Source organism: Halioglobus sp. HI00S01, from assembly GCF_001635445.1.
GTDB lineage: Bacteria > Pseudomonadota > Gammaproteobacteria > Pseudomonadales > Halieaceae > Halioglobus > Halioglobus japonicus.
On record NZ_LWEE01000025.1, the window covers coordinates 86731 to 100663 of the forward strand.

Genomic DNA, 13933 nt, shown 5'->3' on the forward strand with positions numbered 1-13933 from the left:
GCGGCAGATACCCCTGAATTAACCGCGGCGCAGACGTGCTGCGGTAGCCAACTCCTCGAGCAAGGTCACCGTGTCATCCCAGTTGATGCAGGGATCGGTAATACTCTGACCGTAAGTCAGCTCCTGGCCAGGCACTACATTCTGTCGTCCCTCAACCAGGTTGGACTCAATCATCACACCGAAGATACTGCGTGTACCGCGCGCAACCTGTGTTGCGATATCAGATGCCACGTCGATCTGGCGGGCTGGGATCTTGCGTGAATTGGCATGCGAGGCATCAATCATGATGCGCTCAGGCAGGCCTGACTTGGACAACATTGCCGCAGCATCGTCCACGGAGAACATATCGTAGTTAGGATGCTTACCACCGCGCAGAATGATATGGCAGTCTTCGTTGCCAGCAGTCTGGAAAATCGCTGAATGTCCCTGCTTGGTCACCGACAGGAAATTGTGCGGCTGTGAGGCGGAACCAATGGCATCGATAGCCACCTGAATGTCACCGTCCGTTGCATTCTTGAAACCCACGGGACAGGACAAACCCGACGCCAGTTCACGGTGAGTCTGGCTCTCGGTCGTCCGTGCGCCGATCGCGCCCCACGAAATAAGGTCCGCATAGTACTGGGGGCTGATCAAATCGAGATACTCAGTACCGGTCGGCAACCCCATTTCCGCCAAGTCCGCCAACAGCTGGCGCGCCAGATGCAGGCCCTTGTTGATCTGGAAAGTGTCATTCAGATCCGGGTCATTGATCAGGCCTTTCCAGCCCACAGTGGTGCGCGGCTTTTCGAAATACACGCGCATCACCACCAGGACATCGTCAGCAATTTTGTCCGCTTCCGCCTTAAGCCGGGCAGCGTAGTCGCGGGCCGCAACGGGGTCGTGAATAGAACAAGGGCCTACCACTACCAGCAGGCGATCGTCCTCGCCCGTAAGAATACGGTGAATTGCCTCGCGGGCGTTGTTAACAGTGGCCGCCGCCGCATCGCTGACCCCGATTTCCTCAATAATATGTTCCGGAGAAATCAGCTCATTGGTTTTCTGAATTCTCAGGTCGTCTGTGTTGGCAGTCATACTCGCTAAACCTTTCTGTTGCTGCAAAAAATCGGCGCCTAATATAGCACCCACAGGCCACTTTGGGGATGGTGTGCTATGCAGTGTCGATGACGTTCACCGCCACGCTGTGGGCGGCACAAAACGCGCGCAGTACCGATTCACTCTCAACGGGGATCGAAATGTGCAGCCATACCTGCTCTCGATAGTCGACATGCTCAATCTCAGCATCGAGTTGCCCCAGGCGGTGGCGCAATGCTTGCTCGTCAGCAAAATCGGCGCTGAGTACCAGCCGGCACATATCGCGCAGCGCCCGGGTAGGTAGTTTGTCCATGGCCTGTTGGGTAGCAGCACTGTATGCGCGAACCAGCCCGCCAACGCCGAGCTTAATGCCGCCGAAGTAACGGATAACAATCACCAGTACGTCGCCCACCTCACCGTGCTGGAGGACGTTCAGCATCGGCTTGCCCGCCGTACCCGAGGGCTCGCCATCGTCATTCATGCCGGCATTTCGCGCATCCGCCGGCGAACCCAACAAGTAGGCCCAACAGTGGTGACGGGCATCGGGGTAGTCACTTCTTGCGCAGCGAACGGCTGCGTTTACCTCATCGCGATTGCTTACCGGGTGAACGCGGGCAATAAAGCGTGATTTCTTGACCGCATACTCGTGCTCGATCACGGCCGCCGGTATGAGGTAGGCCACGGCTCAGGCGGAATGCTGTCCGAGCACCGGCCAGTACTCACTAATGCGCCCCTGCTCCAGCACCGCTATATCGCCAAACTGGAGGAATACAAACTCACTCTGGTCGGGCCGCAGGAACACCCAATCGTCCACCGCCAGATCAGTTGCGGCAGAGCCGTTAAGCATTTCCTGATTGGTGGAACGACCATAGATAGTATTAGTGCTTAAACCCTGGGGCGATACCGGTAGCGCCTTCCAGAAACCACCGTAAGTGAACACAGTGCGACGCCGATTCACATCCCACAAAGATTGCAGTTGCCCCAGGTCTATCCCGGGAATCTTTACTCCATCGCTGGTCTTGATTACCGGGGTGGCTATGTAACTCGCTGGCTGATGGTCCGCCAGTGAGGGTAGATCGAAGTCGCCGGGCTTCACCAGGCAGGATCCTGCAGCTAGTTCATTGAACGGATAGTCGCCTTCATCGTACAACTGGTAGGTCGGGCTACCACCGCAGTTGAGCACCACATCCTGCGGCCAATCGCTGCCAAGGTAACCCTTTGCTGAAGCCACGTAACCGCGATAGGCATCCATGGCAGCCTGCTTGTAGCGCTCTGGCCCACCAGGCACTTTAACGATATGCGGCTCGTAGCCCATCAGACCCGCAAACTTCAGGTGGCGCGATGCCTGAATAATCGCCAGCGTTGTCTCAAGCTCTTCGTTTGACTGCACACCTCCGCGGTGCAATCCCACATCCAGTTCGAGGCATACAAGCATGTCCTCGCCCAAGGTATCGGCCAGGTCGGCGTACTGTGTCGCTCGCGCGGGGCTGTCCAGAAGCCAGCGCAACTGACGACTGGCATTGAACGATTCGCCGCGATATTCGGCATAGAACCTCGCTGCCGCCGCCACCGGCAAAGGCTTACCGAGCAATACGTCTGCCTGCGGCAGCCGTTCGGCGACGCGATTCAAAAACGGTTGGTGGAACAGCATCAGGCGGTTGCTATCGGCGGACTGTATGACCTCTTCCAGCAACTCAATCGAGGGCAGTGACTTAGCGACGATGCGATAGTGGAAACGGTTACCGATATGGCGCTTGAGCGTCGCGACATTGTCGTGCAGTAACTTCCGATCAATGACCAGGCGCGGCGCAGCCAGACCAGCGTGATCCAGCGCAGTGCTAAGGCCCCTGAAATAATCGGTATGCGGCGCCCCGCGATCACTGGGGCGCAATAAAAGTCCCGCGCCTGCGGCACCTGCCAGCCCACCCAGAACAAAGCTGCGACGTTTCATGCGACTACCCGAAGAGACCGGACAGATATTCGTTAAGGAAACGCCCCTGCGGATCCAGCTCGCGGCGCACCTCGGCAAAATCGTCCCAGCGCGGGTAGAGCTCGCAGAACTCCTTCTGACCGAGGCTGTTGAGCTTACCCCAGTGAGGACGACCCCCGTACTTGCGTAGAATCGGCTCGATGGTGGCAAAGTACGGCTTGTAGTCTTCTTCAAAATAGCGGTGTACCGCAATGGACATGGATTCCTGCTGGTAGAACGGGCTCAACCAGATGTCGTCGCCCTTCACATAGCGAATCTCCAAGGGGAAAAAGACCTCGTGATGATCGCGCTCCAGCGCATCGACCACCTCGCGCAATGCCTTCAGACCATTTTCTCGCGGCAGGTGGTACTCCATTTCATTGAAGCGCACATTGCGTTCATTCGCGTAATTGCTCCAGGAGTGGCCGATTTTGACTTCGTCGGGAATAGTGCGTGCGTAGGTGCTTAATACCAGCTCGCGAACCGCCGGCGTCCAGTCCAGCCAATCGCGAATCATCTTCAGCTCCATAGTGCCCTCATTGGGATCCACAGGCGCCTCAGCAGCAGCGATTGGCTCGTCGGTAATATCGTGCGAGTCGGTAAAACCCCAACCTGAGAACGGCACGTAGAAAAACTCGAAGTTGCGGTGCTTGTCGGCCATGCCATCCACGATTTCCAACATCTCTTCCAGTGGCATCCAGATCATTTCCCGGCGCAGTCGATACGGCGCCTGGTTTTGCATGCGCACCTGGGTAATCATTCCCAGACTACCGAGGGATACCTTTGCCGCCTGAAAAATTTCTGGGTTCGTTTGCGCATCACACCACAAGATGTCACCTGCGGCTGTCACCAATTCAAGTCCCGTCACCTGCGTTGACATACACCCCAGGCCTGCTCCGGTACCATGAGTGGCGGTGGCAAGGCTGCCCGCCAACGTCTGCTCGTCGATATCGGGCATATTGACCAGTGCCTGGCCAGCGTCATGCAGCGGCTGGCCGATGTCGCCCAAACGGGTACCACCGCCGATGTTGGCCTGCAGGGTATTGCTGTCGACGTTACTCACCCCACCCATACGCGACAGTGACACCAGTGTGCCGTCGGTTGGCACCAAAGGTGTAAAAGAGTGCCCCGCACCCACCGCGCGAATCGTTCCGGTGGTGGTGGTAAGTAGCTCCTGCAGCTCGGCCATGCTGGCCGGTGCTTTACGCGCCATCGGCAGGCACTGCTGGCTCCCTGACCAGTTCCGCCAGGGAAGCCGGCGCGGTTCGGAAGCAAGTGCCAGCGGGCTCATCTGCGACGCTACGGCCGTGGCCACCAGCGCCTGTAATACACTGCGACGCTGCATCATCAGCCCTGCTCCCCCGCCATAAACAGAATCAACGCCTCGAACTCTTCTGCGCTGCAATCCATACACAAGCCAAAGGGAGGCATGCCGCCGAAACCATTGATCACGCTGTCGAGCAGTGCGTCGATACCCTTGTCCATGCGCGGCTGCCAGGCTGTGGCGTCGCCGGTTAACGGCGACCCCGTGGCTGCGACCGTATGACAACTGCGACAGCTGCGATTATAGATTTCGGCCAGCTGCCCATCGGCCGGTTGCAGATCACGACTGGCGACCTCAGCAGCCGCGGTCTTACTGTCCTGCTCAGGCGCACAGCCCACGACGGTAAATGTAAGTGCCACCAGGAGTAACTTGATCATATGCATCGCAGAGCGCCTTATGTTAGTGATAACTATTTTTCTATTGTGGTTATTTTATGAGCACCCACCGGCGGGGTCAATTGCTTTCTGCGGCCCCTGCCCAGTAGTCATCGAGCATTCTGCCGACGGTATTGGATTCAACCAGGTGTGCTGCATACCAGGTGTGAAGACAGCGAATACGTGAGGTGTCGGCGATACCACCAATACCCTTGATCTCGAACACATCGCCAAAGCCCAACGCTTTGACCCGCTGCCGCTCCTCCTCGGACATGTAGGCTTCACGACGCGCCTTGTAGCGGCGATGATCCTCTGCCATTTGCGCCTGCAATGACGAGTCAGCATTAATCTGGTCCTGCAGCTGCGCAATCAGTCCCGACGCTTCCTCCTGATCTATCCGGTAGGATATCTCGCGATCCACCAGCCAATAGAGTGTCGGGAAAGGTTTGTCGTCAACGAGCGGCGCCACCCTGATCACACTGGGCTCACCCGCGGCATTACGAACTGATACCTCCTCGAGGCCGCGCGGCGCGCGCCCCAGTAATGTCGCCACTGCCTGGCGATCTGCTTCTGTAATACCCAAGCTACTCCTCTCCATAGCGGCCTGTGCCCACTATCATCTTAGTCATATTCTAGGGCTCCCACTGATTTTCCATGACGGACAACGCCAAGTCATCGCGCTGCCGCCAACCTTCGCGCGCCAACAAGGGCTCGTCGTAAAATTCGTCCGTATGGCCAATGCAGAGCAGCGCAATAGGTTTACTGCCGGCGGGCATTGCCAGTAACCGGGCCAGGTCATCGGGATCAAAGAGCGATACCCAGCCCACTGCCAGGCCCTCAGCACGGGCCGCCAACCACAGATTCTGAATGGCACAGGCGGTGGAGGCCAAATCCATTTCCGGCAGCGTCCGCCGACCAAACACATGCTCTTCGCGCTGGTCCATCAGGCCCACCACCAACAGCTCACCGCACTCGAGTATGCCCTCGACCTTCAGTTGCATAAATTCGTCACTGCGCTCACCCAGCGCTTCGGCCGTAGCCACGCGTTCGGCTTCAACCAATGCGTGAATCTGCTGGCGCAATGCTGGCTGGGTAACACGCAGGAAACGCCACGGCTGCATGAAACCCACACTCGGCCCGTGATGAGCCGCCTGCAGTAGCCGCTGCAACATGGCCGGATCAACCGGATCAGACCGAAAGTGGCGCATGTCGCGGCGCTCATAAATGGCGCGGTAAACGGCAGCTAACTCCGCCGGGCTAAATCGATGTTCGTCTGCCATGAATCAGTTATCATCCTTCACTTTGCCGCGCATAGTACTCAGGTATCGCCATGAACTCCACGCCCGATCATGCCCCCGCTTCCAGCAGGCAGAGACAGGAATTACGGGCATTGGCCACGGCCTTCAGTTTCCTGACCCGCATTCCCGTGCCACCCTTTGCCTGGTCCGAACACAGTTTTCGCCAGTCCACCGCCTACTTCCCTCTGGTGGGTCTGGTCATCGGCGCATTGTCCGCTGCAGTGTTCACCATCAGCGCGATGCTATGGCCACAGTCGATTGCGGCAGTGCTGACCCTGGTAACAGCAGTAGCTCTTACCGGCGCCTTCCACGAAGACGGTCTGGCGGACAGTGCAGACGGCCTGGGCGGTGGCTGGACGACCGAAGACAAGCTGCGCATCATGAAAGACAGCCGCATAGGCACGTACGGTGCGGTTACCCTGTTCCTGGCGCTCGCACTGAAGCTCGCCTGCCTGGCAAGCACTGCGGCCGCCATGGTTCCCCTCGCCCTGATCACCGCCCACACACTGGGGCGCTGGACGACACTGCCACTGGTGCGTTTCTGCGCCTATGTCAGTGAAGGTGCCAGCGGCAAGCCATTGGTAGGCAGTGTCTCCGCCCGCCGCATCGGTCTGGGCACAGCCATCGCTGTGCTGCCTTTGCTGTGGCTCCCGCTACCCCAGGCGCTTGCGCTGATCGCCGTGGTGGCGGCCCTGCTCGTGTCAAGCCAACGGTGGCTGCGGCGCAGTATCGGCGGCATTACCGGCGACACGCTGGGCGCTGTCAATCAACTGACGGAATGCGCAGTGCTGCTGTTTTTCTGCGCCCATTACGCCATTTGAACCGCCGTCTGACCCTGCTACGCCACGCCCATGCGGAACGCCCCGCCGGGCGCTGCGTGGGACAATGGGAACATCCCCTGTCCACCCATGGCCAGCGGCAGATCGCCGCACTGGCCAGCCACTGGACTGGCCCGCTACCGAGCCGTATCGTCAGCAGCGACATCGGCCGGGCGCGACAAACGGCGGAGATTCTCGCGGACCTGCTCAACGCCCCTGCCCCGCATATCGACGTTCGCCTGCGTGAGATCTCAATGGGCCACTGGGAAGGCCAGAGCTGGGATACGCTGTACGCCACCCACCAGGCCGCCGTCGACCACTGGGGCCAGCACTGGGTAGACGAAGGTCCCCCGGGGGGTGAATCCGCCGTACAGGTGGCAGAGCGCATGCACGCGGTCGTCGACCAGAGCCCTCCAGGCACCTTGCTGGTCGGTCATCGAGGGGCCCTGGGTATTCTGCTGTGCGAGCTGGCCGGACAGCCTCTGACCGGGGCGTTCAACTATTCATTCGCTAACGCCGCACCCGTCAGCCTCAATTGACTTAGCCTCGCCCAACCTTTATTCTCCCCGGCCCGTATCAGGTGCCTGCCGCATTCCGAGGAATTGCTGGGTGGGTTAAATGGGAAGCGTGCGACAGCGATGTCGACACCACTGCCCCCGCAACGGTATGCCGTCACTGACGGACAGTCCGACACCTGCCTGATGCACTCACCGATGGAGCGGAGGGCTTCATTAAGGTTTTCTGGCCCACCGGCTGTATTTCCTGATCCCCTCCCTCAGTCGCCAACAGACTAAATGGCAATTGAGGAATTCTAATGTCCAAACTTACACCGCTGGCGCTCGCCGTTATCAGCGCTACACCACTGCTGGCCCAGGCTCAGGTGAAAACCACCAACAGCCAACTCGAGGAAGTGGTCGTCGTATCCTCGCGGGTGGCTATGCCCCTGCGCCAGATCGGCACGTCCGTCTCTGTCATCACGGCTGCCGACATTGAGGCGCGCGGTTACAACTCGCTGTTTGACGTGCTGCGCACCCAGCCCGCTATCGGCGTGAGCAACACCGGCGGTGCCGGCTCCGCAACCAGCGTTCGCGTTCGCGGTGAAGAAGGATACCGGACCAAGCTCTATATCGATGGCATTGACGTCTCCGATAGCTCCGGCACGCAAATCGGCCCCAAGTTTGAAAACCTGATGTCCGCAGGGATTAATCGCGTTGAAATTCTGCGTGGCACTCAGGGCATGATGTATGGCGCAGATGCCGGCGGTGTCATCAACGCCTACACCCGGGCAGCCGAGCCAGGCTTCAGCGGCAGAGTGAGTGCCGAAGGCGGCCGCTACGGCACCCAACAATTGGCCGCAGATGCAGCCGGTGGTAATGACACCCTCGACTTCAGCATATCGGCCATTGACTTTGAAACCGACGGTTTCAACACCCTAGCCACAGACACTGACCTCAGTGACGATGACGGTTACGAAAACACCACCCTGCACGGCCGTCTGGGCTGGAACATCAGCGACGATTTACGTGTTGAAGCGGTACTGCGAGACACCGAAGGCGAAAACGAGTACGACAGCTGCTTTAGCAGTGCCACGTTCACCAGCAGCAATGATTGTTACAACACCTTTGACCAGTCCGCCTGGCACCTCTCTGCTGAGTTACAAACCGGACGCTTCAGCCACGACCTGAGCTACACCGGCAACGAAACCGAGCGCAAGTTCTATACCGAAGATGTATTCGGCTTTGGTGGCGATGGCGACCTCGACCAATACGGCTACCTGGGCAGCTTCACTGTTAGTGATGCAACCCGTCTCGTCTATGGCGCCGAGCGCAAGGAAGAGAGCTTTGACGACGGCTTTAATAATCGCGAGCGCAATCAGGACGGCTACTACCTGGAGTACCAGGGTGAAGTGATTGACGATTTCTTTGTTACGGCGGGCGCGCGCTACGACGACAATGACGACTTCGGTTCTCACACCACCTACCGCGCCAGCGGCGCTTACCTTATTCCCATGAACAATGGCGAACTCAAGTTGAAGGCCACATACGGCACGGGTTTCCGCGCACCCAGCCTGTACGAGGTTGCCTACAACAGCAGCGTCGCTGCGAGCCCGCCCGCATCCGAGGTAGTACTGAAGGAAGAGGAAAGTGAAGGCTTCGATGTCGGTATCGCCTGGTACGCCAATAGCGGTGTGTATCTTGAGGCGAACTACTTCGACCAGACGGTCAGTGACGAAATCTTCTTCGATCCCACCGGATTCTCGGGTTATCTGCAGGGCGACGGTGACTTCGACTCTAGTGGCGTGGAATTGATCGGCACCCTGCCCCTCCCCCTGGGGCTGACCCTGGATGGCAACTACACCTATAACGACACCGAACGCGCCGCCGGCGGCAGCCGCGCGCGTCGACCAGAACACCTGGCCAATCTGGGCCTGACCTGGCTGGGCTTGGCAGATCGCCTGTCGGTAGCGCTGTACCTCCGCGGCTCCTATGACGCCGTTGATGTCGATGGTAGCGATCTGGACGATTATGAACTCGTCAATCTCAATGCCAGCTTCGAGATTATCGAGGGCCTGGAGCTGTACGGGCGGGTAGAAAACCTGCTGGACGAGGACTACCAGGAAGTGCCAACCTATAACACTTCAGGTTCGGCGGCCTACGCCGGCGTGCGTTACAACTTCTAGAGAGAGTCACTGTGAGCGATAACAACCAGGACCAAAAGCGTGAGGCCAAACACAAGGCCGCTATGGAAAAGCAGAAAGCCAAGGTCGACGCCAACATCGAGGCCGCAGATCTTGAACGCGGAGTCTCGGTGCTGGTTACCGGCAACGGCAAAGGCAAGTCCAGTTCTGCTTTTGGTATGGTCATGCGCGCCCTGGGCTACGACATGAAGGTCGGCGTAGTTCAGTTCATCAAGGGCGCGCAGTTATCCGGTGAAGAAATCTACGTGCGGGACAAGTGCCCGCAGGTAGATTTCTACCAAATGGGCACCGGCTTTACCTGGGACACCCAGGATCGCTCCGGCGATATCGCCGCGGCGCAAGACACCTGGGCAAAGGCCCTACCCATGCTTCAGGACGACAGCTATGACCTGGTGGTCCTGGACGAACTCACTTACATGATTGCCTATGACTATCTCCCAGAAGCGGAGATTATTGAAGCGATTACCCAGCGTCCTCGTGAACAGAGCGTGGTTGTGACCGGACGAGGTGGCGGTTCCGCGCTGCAGGCCGCCATGGATACCGTTTCGGAAGTGAAGGAAGTGAAACATGCCTTCAAAGCCGGCATCAAGGCCCGGCGTGGTGTCGACTACTGAAGCCCCCCCTGCCCTGATGATTCAGGGCACCACTTCAGACGCCGGAAAATCCGTGATGGTAGCCGGCCTTTGTCGCTGCCTGCACCGCCGCGGCATCCGCGTCGCCCCCTTTAAGCCACAGAACATGGCGCTGAACAGCGCGGTTACTTCCGATCGAGGCGAAATTGGTCGCGCCCAGGCCCTCCAGGCCCAGGCGGCTGGTATCGCACCACACGTGGACATGAATCCGGTACTACTGAAACCCAGTAGCGATCAACGCGCTCAGGTCATACTTCAAGGTCGCGCCCTGGAGCACATGGAAGCCACTGAGTTTCACGACTACAAGAAAGTCGCCATGGACACGGTGCTGGACTCATGGCGGCGACTGCAAATCCAATATGAAGCGCTGCTCGTCGAAGGCGCTGGCAGCCCTGCTGAAATCAACCTGCGCGAAGGCGACATCGCCAATATGGGTTTTGCCGAGGCAGTCACCTGCCCGGTGGTGATTGTTGCCGATATCGATCGGGGCGGCGTTTTCGCACACCTGGTTGGCACCCTCGAATTACTGTCACCCAGTGAACAAGACCTCGTGCAAGGTTTTATAATCAATCGCTTTCGCGGCGACATCGCGTTGCTGCAGCCCGGGCTCGACTGGCTTGAGGCGCGCACCGGCAAGCCCGTGCTAGGCGTAGTGCCCTATCTACACAATTTGCAGCTGGATGCTGAGGATGCCATTACCACCGAGCAGGCCTGTGATACCGACGAGCCACTGCGCGTCATTGTTCCGGTGCTGCCGCGCTTATCCAATCACACCGATTTTGACCCGCTGCGCACCCACCCCGGCGTGGATATTCAGTACATCGGTGAGGGGGAAGTGCCATCGCCCGCTGATCTGGTGATTATCCCCGGATCCAAGAGTGTTCGAGCCGATCTCGCCTGGTTGCGTCACAACGGCTGGGAAAAATATCTGCAGCGGCATGTCCGCTACGGCGGCAAAGTGCTGGGCATTTGCGGCGGCATGCAGATGTTGGGCGCGCAGGTGAATGACCCCCAGGGCGTCGAAGGTGAGGCAGGCACTAGCAATGGTCTCGATCTACTGCCCCTGTCCACGACGCTTGCACCTGGCAAAACCCTGCGCCAGGTCACAGGTCATCTGAGTGATGGTGGACGCTTCGAAGGCTATGAAATTCACTGCGGCCAGACTCAGGTTGAACCCGGCACCCACGCTTTTGTGCACTTCGATGACGGCCGTGAAGACGGCGCCCTGTCAGCAGATAACCAGATCGCCGGCACATACACTCACGGCATCTTTGACCAGGGAGAGAGCTGTGCAGCGCTGCTGCGCTGGGCCGGACTCGAAGCTGCGGTTGCAGAGGATCGCGAGGTTTTGCGCGAACGGGAGATCGACCGGCTGGCAGACGCACTCGAGCAATCCCTCGACCTCGGCGCGATGTTTCCACAGTGGTTCACGCCATGAGAGCACAACGCGCACGCACAACACTTTGGTTGCTCGGTCTCGCATTACCACTGTGCCTGCTCCACGCCACTGCCTCGGGCACTGTGCCGATTTCACTACCTGAAGCGGCCGCCGCGCTCGGCCGCTATCTGCAGGGTGAAAGCGTCGATCAGGCGGCCGTGATTATTGGCCAGATTCGGCTGCCCCGCAGCCTGCTCGCCATGCTTGTCGGTGCCATGCTGGGCATGACCGGCGCAGCCATGCAGGGCTTGTTTCGCAACCCCCTGGCCGACCCGTCCCTGATTGGCGTGACGGCGGGCGCGGCACTGGGTGCGAGCATGGCCATCGCCATGGCGGCACCGGTTGTCGCCGGCGTGGGGGCGCTGGGCGTGGTCTCTATTGGCGCCTTCGCGGGCGGCATGCTGGCGGTCATATTGGTTTACAAGCTTGCCACCTCAGGTGGCATGACGTCCGTGGCAACCATGTTGCTGGCAGGCATTGCCATTTCAGCACTGTCGGCCGCCGCAAGTAATATCCTGGAGTTCTACTCGAGCAATGAAATTCTGCGCCGCATCAGCATGTGGCGTATGGGCGGTCTGGACGGAGCAAACTACCCGCGCGTCATTGTGGCGCTCGTCGCAACCACCCTGTTGGTTACAACCCTGCCACGTTTCGCCAACGCCCTGAACGCTCTGCTGCTGGGCGAATCAGAAGCCCGTTATCTCGGGATTAATATCGAGTTTGCCAAACGCTGTATCATCACGCTCGCCGCTATTGGCGTGGGTTTTTCCGTAGCACTGGCCGGTGTGATCGGCTTCGTCGGCCTGGTCGTGCCGCACATCATGCGCATGCTGATTGGCCCTGATCACCGCTACCTGTTGCCCGCCTCCGGGCTTGCAGGCGCGATACTGCTCATGCTCGCCGACACCCTATCGCGGACAATCGTGGCCCCTACTGAGTTGCCTGTCGGCGTTGTAACTGCGGCCATCGGGGTACCGTTCTTCATCTCACTGCTGCGCCGTCGGCGCGACTACGGCATGCTGTGATGAGTCTGCTCAACCTGCAAGCCACTCGTGTGTCGCCCTATGGCGCGATCGCACTGCTGGAGAACATCACTGTGGCGCTCGAGGCCGGCGAAGTGCTGGGGTTGATCGGGCCCAATGGCGCAGGCAAAAGCACTCTGCTCCACACACTCGCCGGCGGCCACCCTATTCAAGAGGGCAGTCTGCAACTGGGAAATCAGCCGCTGGCGGCCATGCACAACGAACAGCGTGCCCGCGCACTGGCTTTTTTATCACAAAACCCCGCGCTCAATTTCCCCTTCAGTGTCGAAGAAGTGATTCTGCTCGGCCGTATTCCCCATGCCAGTGGCAGTGAAGCGGACCTGGACATTCTCGACGAAGTGCTGGCATTCACCGACACTCAGTCACTCAGGGATAGGCTTTATACGGAGCTGTCTGGCGGTGAACGCCAGCGCGTACAACTGGCGCGCTGCGTCGCTCAGGTGTGGCGCGCCCAGGACAGCGCCCACCGGGTTCTGTTGATGGACGAACCGAGTGCCGCGCTGGATCTGGCACATACCCATATGGTCGGCGATACCGTAGAGCGTCTCAGCGAGGGCGGATGTGGGCTGGTCATCGCAAGCCATGACTTTAATCTGCTGGCAGGGCTGTGCGACCGCATCATGGTACTTAACCATGGCAACTTGCACAGCACCGGCACACCGGCAGAGGTACTCACAACGCAGATGTTCCGCGAAGTGTTTAGTGCAAACGTTTTGGTGGAAGCGCACCCTGTCCATCGTGGTCCTTTGGTCATCAAGTCATGAAGCACTTAATTCTCGGCGGCGCTCGCAGCGGTAAGAGTCGTATCGCCCAACAACTGGCCGAACAGGCGGTTCCCGCGCCATATCTAATCGCGACGGCCGAAGCCGGCGACGAAGAGATGGCGCAGCGCATTGCGCGTCACCAACAAGACCGCCCGCCTCACTGGGAGGTTTGCGAACAGCCTATTGGCCTGGCCCGGCAGCTGCAAACACTGGATGCGCCAAGCCGCTGCGTGGTGGTCGACTGCCTGAGCCTGTGGCTTAGCAACTGCTTGCACCAGGACTGCTGGGCGCGCGAACGCGAAGCCCTGATGAATTGCCTGCCGGGGATCGAAGCGCAGGTGATTCTAGTCAGCAACGAGGTCGGCATGGGCATTATTCCAATGGGCGAACTCAGCCGTAGATTCGTAGACGAGATCGGCTGGCTGCACCAGGATCTGGCGACCCTGTGCGACAAAGTCACATTGGTCACAGCTGGCCTGCCCCAGATACTCAAGGAGTAGCCCG

15 protein-coding genes and 1 riboswitch are annotated in these 13933 nt (G+C 59.2%); of the genes, 8 read left to right on the forward strand and 7 right to left on the reverse strand.

The features are described 5' to 3' along the window. Positions 1-18: 18 nt before the first annotated feature. The 7 genes from A3709_RS05340 to bluB all read right to left on the reverse strand — a co-directional run bounded on the left by A3709_RS05340 (position 19) and on the right by bluB (position 6018). Positions 19-1071, reverse strand: coding sequence for a 3-deoxy-7-phosphoheptulonate synthase (locus A3709_RS05340; protein ID WP_066051184.1), 1053 nt, complete (start codon positions 1069-1071; stop codon positions 19-21). A gap of 76 nt (positions 1072-1147) precedes the next feature. Further along, the gene (locus A3709_RS05345; RefSeq protein WP_066051188.1) at positions 1148-1753 is read right to left on the reverse strand and encodes a YigZ family protein; all 606 of its coding nucleotides are present in this window, start codon (positions 1751-1753) and stop codon (positions 1148-1150) included. Positions 1754-1756: 3 nt separating this feature from the next. Continuing rightward, entirely contained in the window at positions 1757-3022 is a 1266-nt protein-coding gene (locus A3709_RS05350) for a DSD1 family PLP-dependent enzyme (RefSeq protein ID WP_066051191.1), read from the reverse strand. A gap of 4 nt (positions 3023-3026) precedes the next feature. Beyond that, on the reverse strand, positions 3027-4388 hold the full coding sequence (locus A3709_RS05355; RefSeq protein WP_066051194.1) for a D-arabinono-1,4-lactone oxidase: 1362 nt from the start codon (positions 4386-4388) through the stop codon (positions 3027-3029). Next, positions 4388-4747, reverse strand: coding sequence for a cytochrome c5 family protein (locus tag A3709_RS05360; RefSeq protein ID WP_066051198.1), 360 nt, complete (start codon positions 4745-4747; stop codon positions 4388-4390). Before A3709_RS05360 ends, A3709_RS05355 begins: the two co-directional genes overlap by 1 nt. A gap of 70 nt (positions 4748-4817) precedes the next feature. After that, positions 4818-5321, reverse strand: coding sequence for a DUF501 domain-containing protein (locus A3709_RS05365; protein WP_231871109.1), 504 nt, complete (start codon positions 5319-5321; stop codon positions 4818-4820). A 49-nt stretch (positions 5322-5370) separates the two neighbouring features. Next, entirely contained in the window at positions 5371-6018 is a 648-nt protein-coding gene (bluB, locus tag A3709_RS05370) for a 5,6-dimethylbenzimidazole synthase (protein ID WP_066051203.1), read from the reverse strand. Positions 6019-6068: 50 nt separating this feature from the next. On the opposite strand from bluB, the gene cobS reads away from it, so the two are divergent. The 8 genes from cobS to cobU all read left to right on the forward strand — a co-directional run bounded on the left by cobS (position 6069) and on the right by cobU (position 13929). After that, positions 6069-6857, forward strand: coding sequence for an adenosylcobinamide-GDP ribazoletransferase (gene cobS / locus A3709_RS05375; RefSeq protein WP_066051206.1), 789 nt, complete (start codon positions 6069-6071; stop codon positions 6855-6857). Next, positions 6854-7393 carry a histidine phosphatase family protein gene (locus tag A3709_RS05380; protein ID WP_066051209.1) on the forward strand — a complete coding sequence of 180 codons (540 nt, stop codon included), beginning with the start codon at positions 6854-6856 and terminating at the stop codon, positions 7391-7393. The genes cobS and A3709_RS05380 overlap by 4 nt, the downstream gene beginning before the upstream one ends. Before the next feature lie 22 nt (positions 7394-7415). Next, positions 7416-7571, forward strand: a riboswitch (cobalamin riboswitch). 97 nt (positions 7572-7668) lie between these two features. Further along, entirely contained in the window at positions 7669-9534 is a 1866-nt protein-coding gene (locus A3709_RS05385; protein ID WP_066051212.1) for a TonB-dependent siderophore receptor, read from the forward strand. A gap of 62 nt (positions 9535-9596) precedes the next feature. Then, positions 9597-10166, forward strand: coding sequence for a cob(I)yrinic acid a,c-diamide adenosyltransferase (gene cobO, locus A3709_RS05390; protein WP_066051892.1), 570 nt, complete (start codon positions 9597-9599; stop codon positions 10164-10166). Beyond that, a complete protein-coding gene (locus A3709_RS05395; RefSeq protein ID WP_066051215.1) occupies positions 10120-11622 on the forward strand; it encodes a cobyric acid synthase in 1503 nt (500 codons plus the stop codon). The genes cobO and A3709_RS05395 overlap by 47 nt, the downstream gene beginning before the upstream one ends. After that, the gene (locus A3709_RS05400) at positions 11619-12647 is read left to right on the forward strand and encodes an iron ABC transporter permease (protein ID WP_066051217.1); all 1029 of its coding nucleotides are present in this window, start codon (positions 11619-11621) and stop codon (positions 12645-12647) included. The genes A3709_RS05395 and A3709_RS05400 overlap by 4 nt, the downstream gene beginning before the upstream one ends. Further along, on the forward strand, positions 12647-13429 hold the full coding sequence (locus A3709_RS05405) for a heme ABC transporter ATP-binding protein (RefSeq protein ID WP_066051220.1): 783 nt from the start codon (positions 12647-12649) through the stop codon (positions 13427-13429). The genes A3709_RS05400 and A3709_RS05405 overlap by 1 nt, the downstream gene beginning before the upstream one ends. Then, complete coding sequence (gene cobU / locus A3709_RS05410; protein WP_066051223.1) at positions 13426-13929, forward strand: bifunctional adenosylcobinamide kinase/adenosylcobinamide-phosphate guanylyltransferase; 504 nt, start codon at positions 13426-13428, stop codon at positions 13927-13929. The genes A3709_RS05405 and cobU overlap by 4 nt, the downstream gene beginning before the upstream one ends. Positions 13930-13933 lie beyond the last annotated feature (4 nt).